This window comes from Clostridium tetanomorphum (assembly GCF_017873215.1).
Classification (GTDB): Bacteria; Bacillota; Clostridia; order Clostridiales; family Clostridiaceae; genus Clostridium_AO; species Clostridium_AO tetanomorphum.
On sequence record NZ_JAGGKA010000029.1, the window covers coordinates 15,177 to 36,271 of the forward strand.

The 21,095-nt window shown below is 27.5% G+C and carries 22 protein-coding genes and 1 tRNA gene; 10 read left to right on the forward strand and 13 right to left on the reverse strand.

Annotation, left to right across the window (positions count from 1 at the left end; all coding sequences use genetic code 11):
* Positions 1 to 6: 6 nt before the first annotated feature.
* Both J2Z24_RS19415 and J2Z24_RS19420 read right to left on the reverse strand, forming a co-directional pair.
* Positions 7 to 1,272: an NAD(P)/FAD-dependent oxidoreductase gene (locus J2Z24_RS19415; RefSeq protein WP_035145173.1), complete on the reverse strand. Its 1,266-nt coding sequence runs from the start codon at positions 1,270 to 1,272 to the stop codon at positions 7 to 9.
* Between the two features lie 17 nt (positions 1,273 to 1,289).
* The gene (locus tag J2Z24_RS19420; protein WP_035145174.1) at positions 1,290 to 2,729 is read right to left on the reverse strand and encodes an NAD(P)/FAD-dependent oxidoreductase; all 1,440 of its coding nucleotides are present in this window, start codon (positions 2,727 to 2,729) and stop codon (positions 1,290 to 1,292) included.
* Positions 2,730 to 3,035: 306 nt separating this feature from the next.
* Here J2Z24_RS19420 and J2Z24_RS19425 point away from each other — a divergent pair, with 306 nt between their 5' ends.
* Positions 3,036 to 3,974 carry a L,D-transpeptidase family protein gene (locus tag J2Z24_RS19425; protein ID WP_051593124.1) on the forward strand — a complete coding sequence of 313 codons (939 nt, stop codon included), beginning with the start codon at positions 3,036 to 3,038 and terminating at the stop codon, positions 3,972 to 3,974.
* A 54-nt stretch (positions 3,975 to 4,028) separates the two neighbouring features.
* Here J2Z24_RS19425 and J2Z24_RS19430 read toward each other — a convergent pair whose 3' ends face one another.
* Both J2Z24_RS19430 and J2Z24_RS21510 read right to left on the reverse strand, forming a co-directional pair.
* Positions 4,029 to 5,354 (reverse strand): IS3 family transposase, encoded by a 1,326-nt coding sequence (locus J2Z24_RS19430; protein WP_035145176.1) that lies wholly within the window; start codon positions 5,352 to 5,354, stop codon positions 4,029 to 4,031.
* Positions 5,355 to 5,469: 115 nt separating this feature from the next.
* On the reverse strand, positions 5,470 to 6,258 hold the full coding sequence (locus J2Z24_RS21510) for a peptidoglycan recognition protein family protein (protein WP_085058975.1): 789 nt from the start codon (positions 6,256 to 6,258) through the stop codon (positions 5,470 to 5,472).
* Between the two features lie 151 nt (positions 6,259 to 6,409).
* On the opposite strand from J2Z24_RS21510, the gene J2Z24_RS19445 reads away from it, so the two are divergent.
* Positions 6,410 to 6,595, forward strand: a complete 186-nt coding sequence (locus tag J2Z24_RS19445) for a hypothetical protein (protein ID WP_035145179.1) — start codon at positions 6,410 to 6,412, stop codon at positions 6,593 to 6,595.
* 11 nt (positions 6,596 to 6,606) lie between these two features.
* Complete coding sequence (locus tag J2Z24_RS19450; protein ID WP_035145181.1) at positions 6,607 to 6,855, forward strand: spore coat protein; 249 nt, start codon at positions 6,607 to 6,609, stop codon at positions 6,853 to 6,855.
* 261 nt (positions 6,856 to 7,116) lie between these two features.
* Here J2Z24_RS19450 and J2Z24_RS19455 read toward each other — a convergent pair.
* The 4 genes from J2Z24_RS19455 to J2Z24_RS19470 form a co-directional block, all read right to left on the reverse strand.
* Positions 7,117 to 7,192 (reverse strand) — tRNA-Trp (locus J2Z24_RS19455).
* Between the two features lie 62 nt (positions 7,193 to 7,254).
* Positions 7,255 to 7,635, reverse strand: a complete 381-nt coding sequence (locus J2Z24_RS19460) for a zinc ribbon domain-containing protein (protein ID WP_035145183.1) — start codon at positions 7,633 to 7,635, stop codon at positions 7,255 to 7,257.
* Between the two features lie 14 nt (positions 7,636 to 7,649).
* Positions 7,650 to 8,540: a bactofilin family protein gene (locus J2Z24_RS19465; RefSeq protein ID WP_035145188.1), complete on the reverse strand. Its 891-nt coding sequence runs from the start codon at positions 8,538 to 8,540 to the stop codon at positions 7,650 to 7,652.
* Between the two features lie 15 nt (positions 8,541 to 8,555).
* Positions 8,556 to 9,461 carry a metal ABC transporter substrate-binding protein gene (locus J2Z24_RS19470; RefSeq protein WP_035145190.1) on the reverse strand — a complete coding sequence of 302 codons (906 nt, stop codon included), beginning with the start codon at positions 9,459 to 9,461 and terminating at the stop codon, positions 8,556 to 8,558.
* Positions 9,462 to 9,596: 135 nt separating this feature from the next.
* On the opposite strand from J2Z24_RS19470, the gene J2Z24_RS19475 reads away from it, so the two are divergent.
* From J2Z24_RS19475 to rimI, 4 genes are all read left to right on the forward strand, one after another.
* A complete protein-coding gene (locus tag J2Z24_RS19475) occupies positions 9,597 to 10,856 on the forward strand; it encodes an HD-GYP domain-containing protein (protein ID WP_035145191.1) in 1,260 nt (419 codons plus the stop codon).
* A gap of 87 nt (positions 10,857 to 10,943) precedes the next feature.
* Positions 10,944 to 11,405, forward strand: coding sequence for a tRNA (adenosine(37)-N6)-threonylcarbamoyltransferase complex ATPase subunit type 1 TsaE (gene tsaE / locus J2Z24_RS19480; RefSeq protein ID WP_035145192.1), 462 nt, complete (start codon positions 10,944 to 10,946; stop codon positions 11,403 to 11,405).
* Positions 11,402 to 12,115, forward strand: a complete 714-nt coding sequence (tsaB, locus tag J2Z24_RS19485; RefSeq protein ID WP_035145193.1) for a tRNA (adenosine(37)-N6)-threonylcarbamoyltransferase complex dimerization subunit type 1 TsaB — start codon at positions 11,402 to 11,404, stop codon at positions 12,113 to 12,115. The genes tsaE and tsaB overlap by 4 nt, the downstream gene beginning before the upstream one ends.
* Complete coding sequence (rimI, locus tag J2Z24_RS19490; RefSeq protein ID WP_035145196.1) at positions 12,108 to 12,557, forward strand: ribosomal protein S18-alanine N-acetyltransferase; 450 nt, start codon at positions 12,108 to 12,110, stop codon at positions 12,555 to 12,557. Before tsaB ends, rimI begins: the two co-directional genes overlap by 8 nt.
* Positions 12,558 to 12,732: 175 nt before the next feature.
* On the opposite strand, the gene tyrS is transcribed toward rimI, so the two are convergent.
* Entirely contained in the window at positions 12,733 to 13,953 is a 1,221-nt protein-coding gene (tyrS, locus tag J2Z24_RS19495) for a tyrosine--tRNA ligase (RefSeq protein ID WP_035145199.1), read from the reverse strand.
* 170 nt (positions 13,954 to 14,123) lie between these two features.
* Between tyrS and J2Z24_RS19500 the strand changes: the two genes are divergently transcribed.
* Positions 14,124 to 14,951, forward strand: coding sequence for an RMD1 family protein (locus J2Z24_RS19500; RefSeq protein ID WP_035145202.1), 828 nt, complete (start codon positions 14,124 to 14,126; stop codon positions 14,949 to 14,951).
* A 98-nt stretch (positions 14,952 to 15,049) separates the two neighbouring features.
* On the opposite strand, the gene J2Z24_RS19505 is transcribed toward J2Z24_RS19500, so the two are convergent.
* The 4 genes from J2Z24_RS19505 to J2Z24_RS19520 all read right to left on the reverse strand — a co-directional run bounded on the left by J2Z24_RS19505 (position 15,050) and on the right by J2Z24_RS19520 (position 19,391).
* Positions 15,050 to 15,469: a hypothetical protein gene (locus J2Z24_RS19505; protein ID WP_035145205.1), complete on the reverse strand. Its 420-nt coding sequence runs from the start codon at positions 15,467 to 15,469 to the stop codon at positions 15,050 to 15,052.
* Between the two features lie 158 nt (positions 15,470 to 15,627).
* A complete protein-coding gene (locus tag J2Z24_RS19510; protein WP_035145208.1) occupies positions 15,628 to 16,773 on the reverse strand; it encodes an AlbA family DNA-binding domain-containing protein in 1,146 nt (381 codons plus the stop codon).
* 115 nt (positions 16,774 to 16,888) lie between these two features.
* Positions 16,889 to 17,998 (reverse strand): Ger(x)C family spore germination protein, encoded by a 1,110-nt coding sequence (locus tag J2Z24_RS19515; protein ID WP_051593125.1) that lies wholly within the window; start codon positions 17,996 to 17,998, stop codon positions 16,889 to 16,891.
* Positions 17,985 to 19,391, reverse strand: a complete 1,407-nt coding sequence (locus tag J2Z24_RS19520) for a spore germination protein (protein WP_035145212.1) — start codon at positions 19,389 to 19,391, stop codon at positions 17,985 to 17,987. The genes J2Z24_RS19515 and J2Z24_RS19520 overlap by 14 nt, the downstream gene beginning before the upstream one ends.
* Positions 19,392 to 19,508: 117 nt before the next feature.
* Here J2Z24_RS19520 and J2Z24_RS19525 point away from each other — a divergent pair, with 117 nt between their 5' ends.
* Positions 19,509 to 20,591 (forward strand): endospore germination permease, encoded by a 1,083-nt coding sequence (locus J2Z24_RS19525; protein WP_035145214.1) that lies wholly within the window; start codon positions 19,509 to 19,511, stop codon positions 20,589 to 20,591.
* Between the two features lie 224 nt (positions 20,592 to 20,815).
* Positions 20,816 to 20,974 carry a zinc-ribbon domain-containing protein gene (locus J2Z24_RS19530; RefSeq protein ID WP_035145216.1) on the forward strand — a complete coding sequence of 53 codons (159 nt, stop codon included), beginning with the start codon at positions 20,816 to 20,818 and terminating at the stop codon, positions 20,972 to 20,974.
* Positions 20,975 to 21,095: the final 121 nt, after the last annotated feature.

The window sequence follows — 21,095 nt, forward strand, 5'->3', positions numbered from 1 at the left end:
AATTATTTATTCCCCCTCTACTTTAAAAGTAATTTTCTTCAATTGAGGATATTTTAATAACATCGCTTTAGTGATTCTAACCTGCTCCATTTCTCCTGGAGTAAGTATTCTTTTCTTCATATGCAACTCTCTAACTTCATCAAAATATACTGATATATAATTATTCTTATATACATTCCCTACTCTAAATCTAACTTCAACAAAGTCTTCTACATTATAGATATTTATAAATTTAGGAACCGTATATCTTATTCCATCTATGGCTATAATTTCTATATCACCATTTTTATTATCAAATTTCTTGCCCTTTATATATTTAGCTGCATTTTTTCCAGCTATATGACTTTCTATACTTACATTATCTACAAGATCATGAACATGCAACACATTTCCACAAGCAAAAATTCCTTCTACACTCGTCTGGAGACTTTCATTTACTATAGGTCCACTAGTAACTTTTGATATATCTATTTCTGCTTTTCTAGACAATTCATTTTCTGGTATAAGTCCTACAGATAGCAACAGTGTATCACAAGGAATATATTCCTCTGTACCCTGTATAGGTTTTCTATTTTCATCTACCTTTGCTATTGTAACCCCTTCTAATCTCTCCTTACCCTTTATATCTATAACGGTATGGCTCAACTTAAGCGGAATATCAAAATCATCTAAACATTGAACAATATTTCTTTTAAGTCCACTAGAATAAGGTAACAATTCAACTACAGCTTTTACTTTTGCTCCTTCAAGTGTCATTCTCCTTGCCATTATAAGCCCTATATCTCCTGATCCTAGAACTACTACTTCCTTTCCTGGCATGTATCCTTCAATGTTTACGAATTTTTGAGCAGTACCTGCCGTAAAAATTCCTGAACATCTGCTTCCTGGAATATTCAAAGCTCCTCTTGGTCTTTCTCTACATCCCATAGTTAATATTACAGCCTTTGCCTTTATCTCAATTATTCCATCTTCTCCATTTACTGCTGTTATTATTTTATCTTTGTTTAAATCAATTACCATAGTGTTAAGCCTATATGGAATATTCATCTCTATAACCTTTTCTATATATCTTTGAGCATATTCAGGACCAGTTAACTCTTCTTTAAAAGTGTGTAATCCAAACCCATTATGAATACACTGATTTAGTATACCTCCTAAGCTATTTTCTCTTTCTAAAATCAATATATTATCTATTCCATTTTCTTTTGCAGAAATAGCAGCAGCTAACCCTGCCGGTCCTCCACCGATTATAACTATATCATATTCTTGCATTTAAACCCCTCCTTAATTTAAATATTCTCTTTATTTTTGCCGCCAATTAATAAACTAGATTCTCCTCCAAACTTAGTTATTTCATCTGGTGCCTTATTTAATTCTCTTGAAAGAATATCCATAATTCTTGGAGTGCAGAAACCAGCTTGACATCTCCCTGCTCCTGCTCTAGTTCTTCTTTTAATTCCATCCATATCCCTTGCACCTAAAGGTCTTCTAATAGCATCAATAATCTCTGCCTCAGTTACAGTTTCACATCTACATATAATTTTACCATAGGAAGGGTTTTCTTTTATAAGTTTCTTTCTTTCTTCATTATTCAAATGAGCAAATTTTTTTATTCCATTTCTTACTGGATTAAAACTAAGATTTTCTTCAGGAGATAATTTATCTACAATTATTTCTCTTATCATTTCTCCAATTGCAGGTGCACTAGTTAATCCTGGTGACTCTATAGCCGCTGCATTAATAAAGTTTTTAGAATCACTAACTTCACCAATTATAAAATCTCCTGTATCTCCGTGAGCCCTAAGTCCTGAAAAAGATGTTATAATCTGAGAAGTTGGTACTTCTTTTATGCTTAGTTTAGCCTTATTTAATATAAAATCTAGTGCTTCCCCTTTTGTAGTAAAATCATTTTTTTCTTCAATATCCTCTGCATTTGGTCCTATTAATAAATTTCCATCTACTGTTGGGGTTACTAGAACTCCCTTACCTAGTTTGGTTGGTAATTGAAACAAAGTTCTAGTAGTTAAATTTCCAACCACCTTATCAAATAAGCAATATTCACCTTTTCTTGGAATTATTTTTATCTTATTATTGCTTACCATATTATTTAAATCATCTGCAAAAACTCCTGTCGCATTTACTATTATATTTGTTTCAAAATCTCCATTATTAGTTTTTATAGTATATTTATCTTCTAATTTTTTTATTTCTTTAACTTCTGTATTTAACTTAAATTCCACTCCGTTAGTATATGCATTCTCTGCAAAAGCTACAGTTACTTCAAAAGGACAAGTTATTCCTCCAGTAGGCAAATATAGAGCTGCCACTACTAAATCTGATAAATTGGGCTCCATTTTCAAAGCTTCTTCTCTGGTCAAAATCTTCATATTGGGAACCCCATTCTTTTCTCCTTGTTCTTTTAAAAACAATAATTTGTCCATATCGTTTTCATCAAAACACAATACGAAAGAACCATTTCTTTGAAATTTAAAATCTAACTCTTTAGAAAGCTCTTCATACATAGCATTTCCTCTAACATTTAATTTAGCCTTTAACGTACCCGGAATAGGATCTTCACCAGCATGCACTATAGCACTATTAGCTTTAGAAGTTCCCATTCCTATATCATTGTCTTTTTCTAGTACACAAACCTTCAATTTATATCTAGATAACTCCCTAGCAATAGCACAACCTGTAACACCAGCCCCTACAATTATAACATCATACATAAAAATTACCCCCCTTATAAAAAATGAAAAAGAGCACAAATTTAAGGCAATTTCACCTTAAAATTTGGCTCTCTTATACTCCGCCTAAACATATTTAATTTTAACTATATTTTACCATCTTAATAAATTAATTTCAAGCAAAAACCTATTTATATAAAAAATCCAATTAATGTTATTAAATTTAAAATTTACACATAAAATCATAATAACTTTTAATGTTTATTAGTGTCATCTTAAATATAATATTCGTATATTAATATAGATATATAAATTTTCATATGCTGCCTAGGGAAAGGGGGACTAGTAATGTCAAAAAAATTTTTCATATACTTAACATCTATAATATTATCACTAATATTATGTTTTTATATCCCATTTAAAATAAGCTATAAGAAATTTTCTAAAAGCGCTTTAACGGAAAATAAAAACCAATCTCTTTTAGTTAGTCCTACTTTAGATAAAATTAATAAAGTTGAAGAAAATAAGAAAAATACTTCTAGCGAAAAATCTGATAAAGGCAAGCTTAACGAAGAGAATATTATAAAAAGCAATGATAATGCAGATGAAACATCCAAAGAAACTAACAATATTAAAAAGGAAAATATTTATAATTACAAAAATTATTTTGAAAAATTAAAAGAACTAGGTTTTTATACAGGAGAGTTTAAAAATGAAGATATTGATTTCAGAAATGCCGTACTTAGATTTCAGAGTTCTCAAAATATAACTGTAGATGGCATAATTGGGCCTAAGACAAAAACTCTTCTTATGGACGAAAAAAAAGAAATATCAGATACTTTACCTCAAGACTTTCCTGATGAATATGCAATTGTAATAAATAAAGATACTAGAATACTTACAGTATATAAAAATAAAAATATATATAAAAAATATCCTATAGCTGCTGGAAGAGACCCTTCTTATACACCTGAAGGTAAATTTACAATAGTTTCAAAGATAATTAATCCTTCCTGGTATAATTCAAAAACAGACAAAGTTATAGCTGGAGGAATTCCTGAAAACCCATTAGGGAAAAGGTGGCTTGGATTATCTCTAAAAGGTGGTTCCATATATGGAATCCACGGAAATAATACCCCATGGTCAATAGGAACCAATGCTTCTTCTGGATGCGTTCGTATGATAAATGATGATGTAGAAAAATTATTTGATTATATACCAATTAATTCTGCTGTATGGATTGGTAATACGAAAAAATTAAATTCTTGGAGAGTTATACAAAAATAGGGGCTGTCGCACTATAAAATGGTCCCCGTGTCAAGGACAATTTGAAAAAGAGTGCTATGCACTTAAAAGATGATTCCTGTATTGTTCAGGAGTCATCTTTTTTAAATTCCATTGATATCTATCTTGATTGTAGTAGCTCATATAATCATCAATAAGTAAAGATACTTCTTCGTATGTTTGGCATGATTTTAGGTCGATTTCATCTTTCATATGCCCAAAAAAAGATTCTTGTGGAGCGTTATCCCAACAGTTACCTTTTCTTGACATAGATTGGCATACATTCAAATCCTTTAGCATCTTTTTATATTCTGAGCTAGTATAATGGCAACCTTGATTCGAATGTACAATTGTATTCTCTGTAAATAGTGTAGTACTATGATTGATTTTCTTGAAAGTATTTATTACAAGTTGAGTATCTATGTATTGAGACAGATTGTAAGCAATAATCTCGTTTGTGCATGAGTCTTTTATCGTTGATAAATAAGCTGTTTTTCCTTTTCCATATTTCAAGTAAGTTATATCAGTTAATAATACCTTTCTAGGTATTGATTGTTTAAAGTTTCTATTCAAAATATTTTCGACTTTATGATATTCTTGATTTATTCTTTGCATTTTTTTATAAGGATTTCTTTTCCTAATCGGACAGATGATATTATACTTGCGCATAATGCGTTGAATTCGTTTTCTATTGAAGTTTATATCAAATTTTCCCTTTAACGTCATTTTAATGCTTCTAGATCCTTTTTTATATCCACGATAATTAAAAGCCATCAAAATTATATCTCTAGAATTTTCATCACTTTTTTCACGCTCTTTACGTTTATCTGCTGATGTAATGTAATTATAATACCCTGAACGGGATACTCCGGAGCATTTACATAAATAAGACACTACATTTTTAAGTTTATGCTTTTTAATAGTATTTTGAATTAGTTCAAAAATCTCAGATACTCGTAACCTTTTATTTTTCTCTATCAGCCTTCTTTCTTTCAAGTCTATTTTTTTTAATAATTCTACCTCAGCTTCTAACAGTTTTATCCTTGCTTTTTGTTTTTTTATTAAATATTCTTGAGACAACTCTTTCAAAGATGTTGTTCTTAAGTTTGCTTTTCTATAGTCTTTCAAACCCTCCCAACTATTTTCAGCATAATCTTTCTTCCATCTAGAAGCAGCACGCTCAATTCGTTTGTACCCTATCATATCTTTATTGAATCCTGCACTTTCAAATATTCTTGTGGGACTTTTTCCTGATAAGTACTCTCTAATAAAATGAACTTTAAATTCATCTGTATATGTAATAGATTTTTCACTAGCATGTTTCACATAATGATTTTTATTTAGAATTAAAATCTCTACTTCAGTAAATATTTTTTTGCTCATATATAATTCCTCCAATAATGCTTTTAATTATACAAAAAAAGAACCTATATGAATAGACTCTTTTTACTTATGTCCATTCTATAGGTTCCATTTTACTATGCGACAGCCTCTTTTTTTATTTTTCTGGAATTTCTATAACTATTTGTTTTTCTACAATTGCTTGTCCATTTTTATTATATCCTTTAACTTTTATTTTGTATTTAGCTCCTTTTGAAAAAGTATATCCTCCATTTCTTTTAGTTACTACTTTACTTGTATTTTTGAACAATTTGCTATAATTATTATTTGGTGGAACTATATCAAATGCCCAGCTTGCTCCCTTGTCATTATCTACCCATGCAAAAATTCTTACTATATCAGTAGAATAATCTTTAATAATTAGATTTACCCCAGTTATTCCTCCTCTATAAGAGGCATATGCTCCACCATCTATAGTAATAAAACTATTAATTGAAGCAGTTTTTTCTGATAAAACTGATTTTTTGATTTCTTCTAGTGGATATTTTTTCCCTGGGCAATTAGAACTTCCCACTTCTCTATGGCCATATATCTTATTAATTTTATATTTATCACACAAATATTTGCATAGCTCTATAATAGCCTTTTTTTGTATTTCTGGCATTATTTCTGCCATATAAGAGCCTTCTGCACATATTCCTAAACTGTTTTTATTAAATCCAGTCACATGGGCACCAATAGCATTATCTGGTCTTCCTCTATATATGAAACCATTTTTTCTAACAAAATAATGATATCCACATCCTGACCATCCCTTATTCAAATGCCATTGGTGTATATCTTCTATAGTACAATTTGAAGCTTCTGCATGATGAAGAACTATAGATTTTGGATTATTGCCATAGGATAAATTTTTAAAACTTAGATTAGCTCCATTTATATTCATATAAATCATCTCCTACTATTTAGTATGAAATAACAGAACCATTTGTCATTCTTTCTTATACAATTGTAGATATTTACTTTAATTTTTATTAGAATAATTTTTAATCTTTTATCTAATAATATTATTAAAATATGATTTAAGAGGTGATTTAATGTCAAATTTAAATTTACTAGAGTTACAAAATCTTCGTCATCTTATTGGGGCGCATGAAACAATAGCAAATAAATTAGATGCTTATGCTAACCAATGTAGTGATCAACAAATAGTTCAAATGCTTCAAACTGATGCTCAAGATTCAAGAAATAGTAAACAAAAATTAATGTCATTTTTAAAATAGGAGGTTATGAAATGAACGAAAAGGATATAATGAATGATTATCTAACTATGATTAATAGCAGTTTATCAACTTATGCTAATATAATAGCACAAACTGATAATCAAAGCTTACGTCAACAACTTCAGCAAATGAGGAATCAAGACGAAACTCGTCAATATAAGATTTATGAAATTGCTAAACAAAAAGGTTATTACAAACCTGCTCAATCAGCAACTGAAACTGAAATAAATACAGTAAAATCAGAATTGACTACTCAATAATAATGTAATTTATCAATATAAATAGATATTATATTGGATTTAAAATAGTATCATAATATAAAAGCTAGTAATGAAAAACATTACTAGCTTTTATAAATTTATTTACTTAAATTTATTGCTGAGAATTATTCATAGAAAAATAGTGATTCTTAATCATATTCTTTTGGAAGATAACCAAAAGACAATCAAATTCTTAAAAACCACTTAACATAATATTATAATACAAAAACCAGTAACCTTTAAGATTACTGGCTTTTCTTCTGGCAGGGGCAGTAGGAATCGAACCCACAACCAACGGTTTTGGAGACCGCTACTCTACCAATTGAGCTATACCCCTTCACAACGATTTTAATTATAGCATAGTATATTATAGTCGTCAACTATTTTTTACTCTCTAATTCATCTTAACTTTGATCCACAATGAGGACAATATTGAAAAGCTCTATCTACTGTGGACTTACAATTATAACAAACTATTTCCCCGGAATTAGAGTTGTTATAAACTTCTCTTAATGAATGCTCTGGTACATTAACATTCTTTCCATTTTCTATTTCTTGTCCAAGCTCCACAGGTATTTGAAAAACAGAATTACAACATCTTGAAATTAAAAAATATCTTTTATTCCATTTAAAAATAGGAATTAAAAAAAAATGAAAAATTGTATATACCTTTATTAACTCGTAAGTAGACATACTTCCACAAGCTTTACATATTATATTTTGAATAAACTTAATACTTTTTTTTCTTTCTTCTATGCCAAATATACCAAAGAAAAACATATTGCCTCCTTAATTTAATCCCATTTGTCATCCCAATAATCTAAAGGCATATAACTTCCAAATCTACTTGTAAATACTATACCTATACATAAAGGAATAATAAATATTCTCCAAAAAATACTTCCTAAATTGAAAACAGTTATACTTCTTATTAATTCTATTGTACCTACTCCAATAATTATACTTAATGATTTAGAGATTTTATTTAAATTAAGTAAACTTCTTACTTTCTCCCCTAAATACAATGCCATTGATGCAAATCCAACTATAAACAATATATAGATCATAATAACTAATACAGGAATTATTATAATTCCTGCTAAAGAAAGAATTAAGGCTACACTAATAAGAATTCCTAATAGTAAAACTATATATCCATATAATATATTTTTAAAAGTATTTCTAGGTATTGCCCTAGTTATATAATAAACCTTAATAGGCATAACTTTATAAATAAGTATTGAAAATAAAGTTAATATTATAAAAGATAGTATTATGTTGTAATTATATGCTGCTCTCTTATTTCTAAAAAAACCTTTTATATCCCATTTAGGTAAATGCACATCCTTAATAATTTCACTAGTACTTCCTTTAACTACACTATTATAATTTAACGTTATAGTACCTGCTATGGAAGTAACATTTCCACTTACTTCTCCATTTATATATATATTTCCTGCTAAAGCAACTACATTTCCATTTACTTTACCACTTACATATATGTCTCCACCTAGAGAAATTACATCTGAATTTTCAACTTCATCTTCTCCAATATATATTTTTTCTCCAAATTTAATAGTTCCTGTATTTATAAAATCCTTATCCTTAGCTTTTACAACTGAAGAAAATAAAATACTTAGTAAAAATACTAAAACTAAAGTTATAGTGGTACTCTTATTCTTCACTACTTACCATCCCCTCTAGCTCTTTAGCATATTTTCTATCCTAATCATATTTTGCTTTAATATATTTATATAATCCGTATTTTCTTTATATATTGTTATTTTTAATAACTTAGGATGATATTTCTTTATAAAATTATCATTTTTTTTCAATTCTTCCTCATTGGTATATAAAAATACTATATTTTTATTTCCATTTATCTTTTCATCTACATCTTTAAACTCTTTACTTTCTACTAATTTATTGGCTTTTATACCGGAATATTTAATAAAATATTCTAGATCTTCATCTAAATAAAATATAGAATAATTTTTAAATTTATTTCCCAGTTCTTTAAACTTCTTTTCATAAGTTTCTAGCTCTTTTAATTTATCGGAAAAATTCTTTTCATATATATCTCTATTTCTAGGATCTCTATCTTGTATTGAATTCTTAATATTTAGCAGTGCTATTTTATAATTATCTATATTAATCCAATAGTATGGATTTTCTTTTAAAATTAAATTTTTATATTTCACTTCTTTATTATAAATCAGTAAATTAACTCCTCTTGAAACATTAATAGTACCTACATTATTTTTATTTAATTTATTTAAAAAATCATTTATCCATGGCTCCAAACCTGCCCCATTATATATAAACAAATCTTGTTTAGCTATATTGTTCAAGCTATCTTCTGAATACACAAAATCAAATTCTTCCTTCTTATTTTTGAACATATACTGCACGAAGTGCTTATCTCCAACAATATCTTTAGCCATAAAATATAAAATTTTATCTGTTACCATAATATTTAAATTTTCTTCATTAGTCTTTTTTATTTCCATATCTAATTCCTTTATTGAAGCATTGTTCTGTCCATTATTACAAGCAAAAAATAATACTGAAAAACACATCAATAATATATATAAACTCTTTTTCAAGTATTTCACCTCTTACAAATACATACATTTATATATATTTTACATAATGTAGTTATGTAATGCAAACTATTATTTATTAATACTATGAGTTATGATAAAATATATTTACTAATTTTTATAAAGTGAGGTATAAATATGAAGATTAACCTTGATAAAGTAATACGATCTATATCTATAGCTTTAGACTTAGCTGAAATTAGTTCAATTGATGGAACAAATATTATAGAAGATGTCAGTAATATAAATTTTTCTGAACATAAGTTTATGCATCACGCTCAAAGGACAACCTATATTTGCTTAGAAATAGCATCACAGCTTAATTTAGATGAAAACACGAAAAAATTAATATATGTTTCTGCTTTATTACATGACATAGGAGCAGCAAATTTTTTAAACATGAGTCATTCTTATAATGCATTTATTAAAGAACATTGTATAATTGGCGCTAATATAACAAAAAATTTTCCTATTTTAAGTAATTTATCTGAAATAATTCTATATCACCATGAAAATTATGATGGCACTGGTTCTATGGGACTACATGAAGATGATATTCCAATAGAAAGTCAAATAATTCGATTAGCTGATTTAGTAGAACTTCTTTATACAGAAAAGAGTCCTTCTTTTAAACAGAAGAATAGAATAATTAATTGGGTAAACGAACATAGGGGGAAAATTTTCTCGTCCCAACTAGTAGATGCCTTTATAAATTCTTCTAAAAAAGATTCCTTTTGGTTCAATGTACATAATATACAATATATGGAATTCATATTAGATACTATAGCTCCTAATTTAAATACATATTTAGATTTAGATAACTTTGAAAAAATAGCATATATATTTTCAGAAATAATAGATAATAAAAGTAAATTTACTGCAAGACATTCTAGAGATATATCTAATTTAGCTTACAATGTATCTAAATATTTAAAATATCCAGAAGAAAAATGTAGAAAAATGCGCATAGCTGGATTACTACATGATATTGGTAAATTAGCTATTCCATCAAAAATATTAGATAAAAATTCATCTTTATCTCCGGATGAGTTTTCTATTATTAAATCTCATGTATATTATACAAAACTAATACTAGATAGAATAGGAGATATACCTGATATAAGTGAATGGGCCTCCAATCACCATGAAAAACTAAATGGTAATGGTTATCCTAGATCTTTGTCTGCTGAAGATATTTCTGAGGAATCTAGAATCATGGCTGTATGTGATATATATCAAGCTTTAACTGAAGATAGACCTTATAGAAATGGATTAAATAATGAAAGAGCCTTCTCCATTATGGATGGCATGGTTGTAGATGGATTTATATGCGAAAAATCATTAACATATTTAAAAAATTCACTAGGATATAGAAGTGGAAATTTTTCAGAAAGCTAAGGTAATTAAAGTTGCCTTTTCTTTTTTAGTTTTTTTGGATAAAATATGTTTATAAAGATATTAAAAATTAGAAGGTAGGTTTACTAAATGGAATTTATTGTACAAAATGTTTCTCAAACAGTTGAGATAGGTAAACAAATTGGTAGATTAGCGAATCCTGGTGATATAATTTGCTTAATAGGTGATTTAGGTACTGGGAAAACTCATTTAACCAAAGGCATTGCAGAAGGTTTAAATATTAAAGATCATATAACAAGTCCCACATTTAATATTGTAAATGAATATAATGATGGTCGTTTAAAATTTTATCATTTTGATGTTTATAGAGTAAATGACCCTGACGAAATTGCTGCTATAGGATTCGATGAATATATATTTGATGATGGTGTTAGTATTATAGAATGGGCTAATTATATAGAAGAGTTAATTCCAGATGAACATATGCTAATATTAATAGAAAAAATTTCAAAAGAAAATACTGATGCAAGGAAAATAACAATTAACTACTATGGTGAAAGATATAATTATATAAAGGAGATTAGACTATGAGAATTTTAAGCTTAGATTCAGCTACAGAGTCTGCCTCTTGTTCAATTGTAGAGGACACAAAAACATTAGGTGAAATTACTTTTAATTATAAAAAACAACATTCAGTTATACTTATGAACATGATAGATTCGCTTTTAAAAAATTTAAATTTAACTATTGATTCTATTGATGGATTTGTTGTATCTAAAGGTCCTGGCTCATTTACTGGTCTTAGAATAGGTAGTGCTACAATAAAGGGATTAAGTCAAGGTACAAGTAAACCATTTGTTGGGATTTCATCTCTAGATGCACTAGCCTACAATATGGCATATACTCCTGGTATAGTATGCCCTATACTTGATGCTTTAAGAAATAACGTTTATACTGCATTGTATACTTTTACAGGCGAAAAATTAGAGAAAATAACTGATTATATGATTATATCAGTGGATGAACTTATATCTATATTGTCTGAGAAAAATGAACCTGTATGCTTTATAGGAGATGCTACATTTAAATTTAAAGACAAACTTAAAAATTCTTTAATAGAAACAACCTTTGCTCCAACTCATTTAAATTTAGTTAGATCCTCTTCACTTGGAGAAATAGGTTTAGAGTTGTTAAAGGAAGGTTCAAAGGATGATCTTCTAACTTTCGCTCCAATATATCTTAGAAAATCCCAGGCTGAAAGAGAATATGAAAAAAAACATGGGGCTGATATAAATGAATGATATAAATATAGTAAAAGCTTCAATAGAACATATTGATGATATATTTAAAATAAGCAGTTTAAGCTTTCCTGTTTCTTGGAGTAAAGATTCTATAGAAAAAGAAATTAAATTTAATTCTAATGCAAACTATTTGGTAGCTATAAAAAATAATGTAATTATAGGATTCGGTGGACTATGGATAATACTAGATGAAGCTCATATAACTAATATAGCCGTACATCCTGAGTATAGAGGCATAGGAATAGGATCTATGTTATTGTATGCTTTAATAGCCTTATGTAAAAACAAGTCTGTTGAGCATATGACTTTAGAAGTGAGAAAATCAAATATTGCAGCTCAGAATCTATATAAAAAATTTAATTTTATAGAGGAAGGCATGAGAAAAAAATATTACTCTGATAATGGTGAAGATGCACTAATTATGTGGAATCATAATATATAAAAAGTGTAATACACTTTTTTTAGAGTACAGATAAAAGAGCACAGATATGAAAAATTTTCTTTCCTAACACTATAGAAAATTCTTTATTTTAAAATTTTTTGTAGTGCTAACGGATAAAATTTCTCCTTATCTTTACTCTTCGCTCTGTACCCTAAAAAAATTTCATATCAATTTTTTATTCTAATATTATTCTATGATAATTTTTCTTTCCTCTTCTTACAAGCATACTTCCATCTTCAAAAAATTCTTCTGTTATTATTAAATTTGTATCTGTTACTTTTTCATTGTTTAAATTTAATCCACCTTGCTGTATTAATCTTCTTCCTTCAGCCTTTGATGGAAGTACTTTAGTTTCTACTAATATATCTAATATTGGGGAATTAAGCTTATCCTTTGATATTGAAACTGTTGGTACATTATCCATATTGATTCCACCAGAAAATAGTGCTTCTGCAGCTTCTTTAGCTTTTTGAGCTTCTTCTCCTCCATGTATAAGTTTTGTAACTTCATATGCTAAAATCTTTTTAGCTTCATTTATTTCAGCTCCCTGAAGCGCTCCTAGTCTTCTAACTTCATTCATAGGTAAAAATGTTAATAGCGCTAGACATTTTTCTACATCTGCATCATCCACATTTCTCCAATATTGATAAAACTCATATGGAGATGTTTTATCTTTATCTAACCATAATGCTCCTTTTTCTGTTTTACCCATTTTTTTACCTTCGCTATTAGTAAGTAAAGTACAAGTCATAGCAAAAGCTGGCTTTGCTTCCTTTCTTCTTATAAGATCAGTTCCTGCTAACATATTTGACCACTGATCATCTCCACCTAATTCCATTACACAATTATATCTTCTATTAAGTTCTAAGAAGTCATACCCTTGCATTAACATATAATTAAATTCTAGAAATGACAAACCCTTTTCTAATCTTTGCTTAAAACATTCTGCTGTAAGCATTTTATTTACTGAAAAGTGTACCCCTATTTCCCTTATAAATTCAACATAATTAAGCTTTAAAAGCCAATCTGCATTATTAGCAAGTATAGCTTTGTCATCAGAAAAGTCTATAAATCTTGAAAGTTGCTTTTTTATACATGCAACATTATCATCTATAACTTCCTTAGATAACATTTTTCTCATATCAGTTTTACCGCTAGGGTCTCCTATCATAACGGTTCCCCCTCCAACTAATGCTATTGGTCTATGACCTGCTCTTTGCATATGTGCCATCATCATAAGGGGTAAAAAATGCCCTATATGCAAACTATCTGCTGTTGGATCAAATCCTATATAAAATGTAGTCTTTTCTTTATTTAATAATTCTTTTATTTCTTCTTCGTGAGTTAACTGCTTTATGTAACCACGTTCCATTAGTATATCGTATACATTATTCATTTTATATTCCCTCCAAATAAATAAAATTATATAAATATGTAAATTAATAATAGTAATAAATATAATTATAGTATATAAATAAACCATTTTTTTATCAACTTTTTATATTCTTGTAATTATAATTATTATAAAATTCCAATGTATTTACTCTTAAAAAAGGAGGCGCTTTTATGCAAAGTTGGACCTTTAATTCTTTGGTTCTAGCAAATGAAATAAACTTAAGTAGTATAGCAGCTCATTTTGGAATTACAACTAAATTTAAATGGGGAGATCCTTTAGTACTTTCTGATAATAATTTAAATGGAATAGTAAAAGACACAGCTAATAAATACATATACTTATATCATTTTGGTTCTATGGTATCTATAAACATGGAATATCATGAAATTCAAGATGTAACAAACTACATAAAAAATGTAGATACTTCCCTTAAAAATAACACTCTTAATAATTATATGGATGAGTACAAATTAGAAATAAGCAAAGAATATGATTATACTCTTTACAATGACTTAATGACTGCTAATGAATTTAAACCCTATTACTTAGATATAATATCTTTAGTTCTTGCAAAATCTACTTCTCTTAGGAAAATTGAAATGAATATAGATAAGGTATTGGATAGTATAGAAAGTATAATCAATTATCTAGATAACGGTAAATTTAATATGTCTGATGAAAAACTAGCAAAAACCTCTGCTAATGTTTTGAGATTTAAATATAATACACTGTCCTATCTTATGTTATTAGATAAACCAAAAGCAGCCTGGGAAAATGAAGATATAGAGCATTTTTTTATAGAACTAATATCCTTTTTTGAAATTACAGATAGATATGAAAAAATAACTCATAAAACAGAACTTTTAAGAGATATTACTGATGTCTTTGCTTCCTTAAGTCATGAAAGAAGAGGAACTAAATTAGAACTAATGGTAATTATTCTGATATTATTTGAGCTTATAATATCTTTAATAGAATTTTTTTATAAATTCTTCTAAAAAAGCTGAGTATACATTACTCAGCTTTTTTCATCTATATATTAATCTATATTAACTAAACGTTATTTTCCCCTTAATTAAACCCTTTTCAGCTAACTTTAAGCACAAACTAAATTTATATATTTCTGCATACATTCAGGTATATCTTCTTCTTCATTGACACTTATATACAAATCAATGTTATATTCTTCTTCTAATTTTTCCAATCCATAAAACAAATGTGCCGCATCTTCCACATCTAAATCTACAATATTAAATAACCCATCTATAAAAATGGTATCAATATCATAATCCGCAGAAAATATGCCGCACAAAAATCCGTAAAAGCTATCATGATTTTTTAAATTGTAATCACAAGTAGAAATAAACCTAATATCCCTATGCAACTCAAACAAAGCTCTCTTATCATCGTCAATAAAAACTATATGTCCCTTATTGTCATGTACTTTATTGTTTGCCATTTCTATTAATGCTTTTGTCTTTCCTGCACCTCTTTGATCACAAAGTACTTGAATCATGTTACCACCCCTAACTATATTTTTTAAGGTTTTCCATTAAGTAAATTATATAATATTCTGAATTTTTTTTCAATACAACTCACCTTTAAAGCGTAACCTAAATTCTATTATTTTAAAACAATAATCTACATTTATTTTGTTCCTTAAAAAATATAAATTTATTTAAAAGAATTTGCTCCCGGATATATAATCTTAAAAGAATTTTCTCTTATAGAATTCACAAATATAAGTCTACCTCTTCCTTTAAAATATCTTTTCATTCTAAGAAATCCCCTACCAGAATCTAAAAACCTTTCTTTATTATCCAAGGTGATTAACTTTTCATATATCCACATATTACGTTTTGAGTATTGTGATAAACTTATATTTTTCCCATTCATAAGTACTCCTGGACTAATAAGAGTTATACTATTGTAATTTAATTTTATTTCTATCTCTCTATAAGATAGTGTATAATCTCTATAAAGAATAGCATTTCTTATACCTTCAAATATTCCATTTACAGGATAATTTTTAGGCAGAATCTTTCTTAAAGTATCTTCACAACTATCTAAAATAGAAAGTAAATTTCCTTGTATTACTATAGTTTCTTTAAAATTTTTATTTACTTTATTGATAATTTTTATCATATTATGTGGTATATATATACTACTTAAATCTGAAAAAACCAATATTCCACCAAAAGTAACCATATATTTATTGGAATCCTTATCAAAGATTATAATAGAAGCATTTTCCATAAGGCTTATTAAATTATCTTCATTTATTTCTATACCTTTTAATTTAAAATATTTATACACTAAATTAGTATTTATACAGTCTATATCACTTCTTACTATGGGACATAACTCTGTATTTAAACTTAAGTTTTCTTGCAATGCAGATATTATTTCGTCTTTTCTCATAGTATCTGTAGTTGAACCTCTTCTTATATAAAATGCTCCATTTTCTCTTAGTTGATATGGTTTTTGTGGCCCATCATATATATTGATTATAGCCAACTTTTTGTTTTCAAAATTAATAAATTCTAAAGATACTGGAATAGGTGGTTCACATCTTGAACTAACTATTTGTTGAATCTGTTCCTCACCATATTTTTTTTCTTCTATTCCTATAACTTTTTTAGTTTTATCTTCTATACCTATTATAAGATAACCTCTTCCACCCTTAGAATTAGCTATAGCGCAAATATCTTTAGCAAATTCCTTTCTACCGCTTTCCACATCTAAATCTAATTTTTGTTTAAAATCAACTTTAGTTCCTTCTCCTCTTTTTATCAAATTTAAAAGTCTTTTTCTATCCATATTTATACCCTCATTATTAATTAGTTAATTATATTATATGATATTCATTAAAATTATTATAATAACTCTTACTTATTATCATATATATTACCAGAAAATAAATTTAATTTCCATTTTATTTAAAATTAAGCTTAGTAGAAGATCCTTCTATGTCCACATGAACTTCAACATCTATTTCTGTATTTTTTAAAACTTCATTTAATTTTTCATGAGGATATTTAATATTAAATTCTTTTTCTACATTAAAAATATCGAGATTTTTTTGCTTATATTCATTAAATACATCTTTACAAGAAAGTTCTATATTCCTTTCAGCACGTCTAGCTATGGTATAAATTTCACCATCTGTAATATTAATACTATCTTGTGTCTCTCCAAAATTAGTTCTTACTTTTATTATTTTTTTTAGCTTAACAGAATTGCCATCGTAACTTAACTTTGTTTTAGTTTTACTATTTCGTATTTCTAAAGTAACAAACTTTTCATCGTGCTCAGGATTTGATACTTCTAAGGTTCCACTTTTTACTTTATCTATTATAAAATTATATCCTTGGCTCTTATCTTTAGGCAGTCTATCTACCATTTTATCATCTTTAACTACTGCTCCTCCATCTATTCCAATTAAATCATTAATTTGATCCTCATTCATTTTAAGAACTGTTAATACACAAGTTCTAGATGGTTGTTCCCTTTTATTTAAATAATCATTAATACTTAATTCTACAGCTCTAGATGAAGTTCCTATATTATCCATAAGGTCTGTCAAAAAAATTCCTATATATTCTTCAGATTTAAATTTGCTCTTTAATAATCTTTCAACGTCACCTTCATATATTGCAATATACTGCCTAACTAAAAATTCCTGATCTCTATCAAATAAATCTATAAAATTATCTATGCCATAAGCTGCTGCTTTTTCCGTAAATATTATTGCTTTATTCTGAGTTGCATTTAATTTATAACTAGAAGATAATCCAACGTCTCTTATTGTCTCAAAAACAGTTTTTGCATTTCCTTTATATATAATCCTTTCTCCTTTTTCAGACCCAGCAGTAGCACTTCTATAAGGCTTAAATGTTTCCATATATAATATAGGATTGTTATCTTCATCTATATCCACTATAATACTAGTCATGAATAATACTCTATTTATGTCCTTATAATTGAAACATCCATTAAAAATTAAGCACATACATATAATTAAACTAAGTTTAATTTTTTTCATCATCATCATCCTCACCAATATTTTTCGATATATCCTGAAGGCTTCCTCTTAAAAGTAAATCTTTAAATTTAAAATTTTTCCACGTTCCCAATGGATATAGGTAAGGATAGCCTACAGACTCTAAACTTGCTATATGTGCCACAAATGTAAGCATAATTATATAAAATCCAGGCAATCCAAGTAATGATGAAAATAAGATTATTAGAGGGGTCCATCCTGTAATGACTGAATATAATTTGGGCACTAAAAAAGATGATATGGCTGAAATAGCCACTACCATTAACCCTATTTGTGAAGCCAATCCTGCTCCTATTGCTGCATCTCCTAATATTAGTGCTCCAACAATGCTCATAGCCTGACCTATTGGAGGGGGCAATCTAATACCCGCTTCTCTTAAAATTTGAAAGAAGAACATCATTAAATATAATTCTACTACAGTTGGAAAAGGTACTCCCGCCCTAGATACTGCTAATCTAAATACAAAAACCGATGGTATTAATGAAAAATGATAGGTGGTTATAGCAATATAAAGCCCTGGTAATAAAGTTGATATTAAAAAACATACTTCTCTCAATACCCTTGTAAAATTTGTGTAATATTTATTTAAATAATAATCATCAGGCATTTGAAAATTTTCTATAAAAAAATGTGGCATAGTTACAGCAACAGGGGTTCCATCAATTATTACACCTACACGCCCTTCAAGTATTTTTGAACAAAATATATCTGGCTTTTCAGTATATCCTACCGTGTCAAAAAATGTCTGCTTCTCTTTAAATTGTTCTTCAATATAATTTGACCCTATCGCAAAGTCTATATCTATACCATTAAGTTTATTTCTTATTTTCTCTACTAGCTTATCTGAAGCAACGTCTTTTATGTAAGTGATAACTACTACTGTATTAGATTTTTTACCTATATAAAAATTTTCAAATTTCAATTGAGAATTTTTTATTCTTCTTCTTATCAATGCTATATTATCAACAAATGTTTCATTAAACGCTTCCCTTGGTCCCTTTACTACATCTTCTGTCACAGAGCTAGTAATAGCTCTTTTGCTAAACCCCTTTGCTTCACAATAAATCACTTCATTTGAAGTTTCCAAAATGATTAATACATCTCCTGAAAGAATATGTATTATAGCATCGTTAAAATCTTTGACATATCCTATTGAATTAGCTTCTAGTATTTGTTCTTTTATATTTTCTATATTAAAAATCGAATTTCTATTTATAGTTATAGGAGATATAATATAATCACTTATAAATTTTGAATCACATAAATTATCTATAAAAACAATATGAATTAATCCACTGGTGGTCATTACTTCCCTATATTTAACATCCATGCTTTTATCTAATTTTTCCTTAATAAATTTTACATATTCACTCATATTCCTCACCAATTATATTATTTGTTTATATGCGAATATTATTCTCTATATGGTAAATAATAATAATTAGTAATATATACTAATATATCCAAATATGTTTTTTAAAAAGGTGAGTTCATGAATAAAATAACTTCAAAGCAATTCGTTTTTCTTATATTTGCTATAACTATAGTCTCTTTAAAAACTTATCCTTCTATATTAATATTTGATAGCGGTAGGGATACTTGGATTTCGGTAATTATATCTTCTATAATTGCATTTTTATATTTTCTCTTTTGTTTGAAAGTTTTTCAAAAAACAAATTCCTATGACCTGCATTATATATATTGTAACTCTGTAGGAAAATTTTTTGGCAATATATTTTTCTTTATTTTTATATTAGGATTATTCTTAACTTTAATAGAATGTGCGGGGGTAGAATCAAATTCTATGCATACTAACTTGTTACTTGAAACTCCTGTATGGTACTTGCTTATATTTTTAATATTTCCAGCCATATATGTTGTTAGAAAAGGTAATAGAAGCATATTATCTGTAGCTATAATAGGAATGATTTTAATGATTTTAGCAGGAATTAACTTGGCCATCTTAACCAGTTCATATAAACATTATTCTTATTTATTGCCTATATTTGAAAATGGCATTACAAAAGGATTTATAGCTTCAATTTTAAAAAGTTTAGGATTATATGCTCATGTAACTATATCCTTTTTATATATAGATAGAGTCCATAAAAAAGATAAACTTTTAAAACATAGTCTATTAGGATTTCTTTTTGTAATACAAATGGAGATAATTGCCATGACGGGAGTTCTTTCCACTTTTCAAGCAGACAGAGCAGTAAGACTAATATATCCTAAACTTGTACAAACACAGTTAATAAGTTACTGGAAATTTCTCGAAAGTGGTGAGTTATTTGTTATGCTTCAAACAATAGGAGGATGGTATGTAAAATATATTCTTATATTGGATTGTACTATTAAATGTTTAAAAAATATTAATATAAAAAATAAATACATTATATACTTAATTAGTATTTTAGCTTTTATTACAACTGCCTATATAGCAGATGATTTATTATATCTTTTAAAATTCTTAAGTATATATACATATATATGTCTCATTAATTTTTTTGTTATACCTTGTATACTTATATTTATATTTTATATTAAACATAAAAAAGCTATAAAGAATAATTAAAACTACTTATTTTATCATAAATAATTTTCACTTCATTTGTAAAAATTCCAGCTATATTTTAAAGTTTTAATATTGTTTTTTATCGCTTTTATGCTATAATTTTACTTAAGAGATGTATTTCTCTTTATATTAATGGTAGGTTAATTTGTTCAGGTAATTTAACTCCTTTGTCCTAGGAGAGTTATCCATGAAAAATTAATCCTATACAAAGGAGGTTTTTTATAATGGCAGACAAGAGTATTGTTTGTAAAGATTGTGGAAAAGAATTTTTATTTACAGAAGGAGAACAGGAATTCTACAAAGAAAAAGGTTTCGAAAATGATCCTGTAAGATGTCCTGAATGTAGAAAAGCTAGAAAGACTGCAAGAAATAATAGAAGATAAAAGAGAGGTTTTACCTCTCTTTTTTAATTGTCTATAAATAAAACCACCTGCTATGCAGGTGTGTTCAGAAAAGCTTAAGCGTTGAAAAAAAACACCTCACTTTGATAGAATAGATATGGTT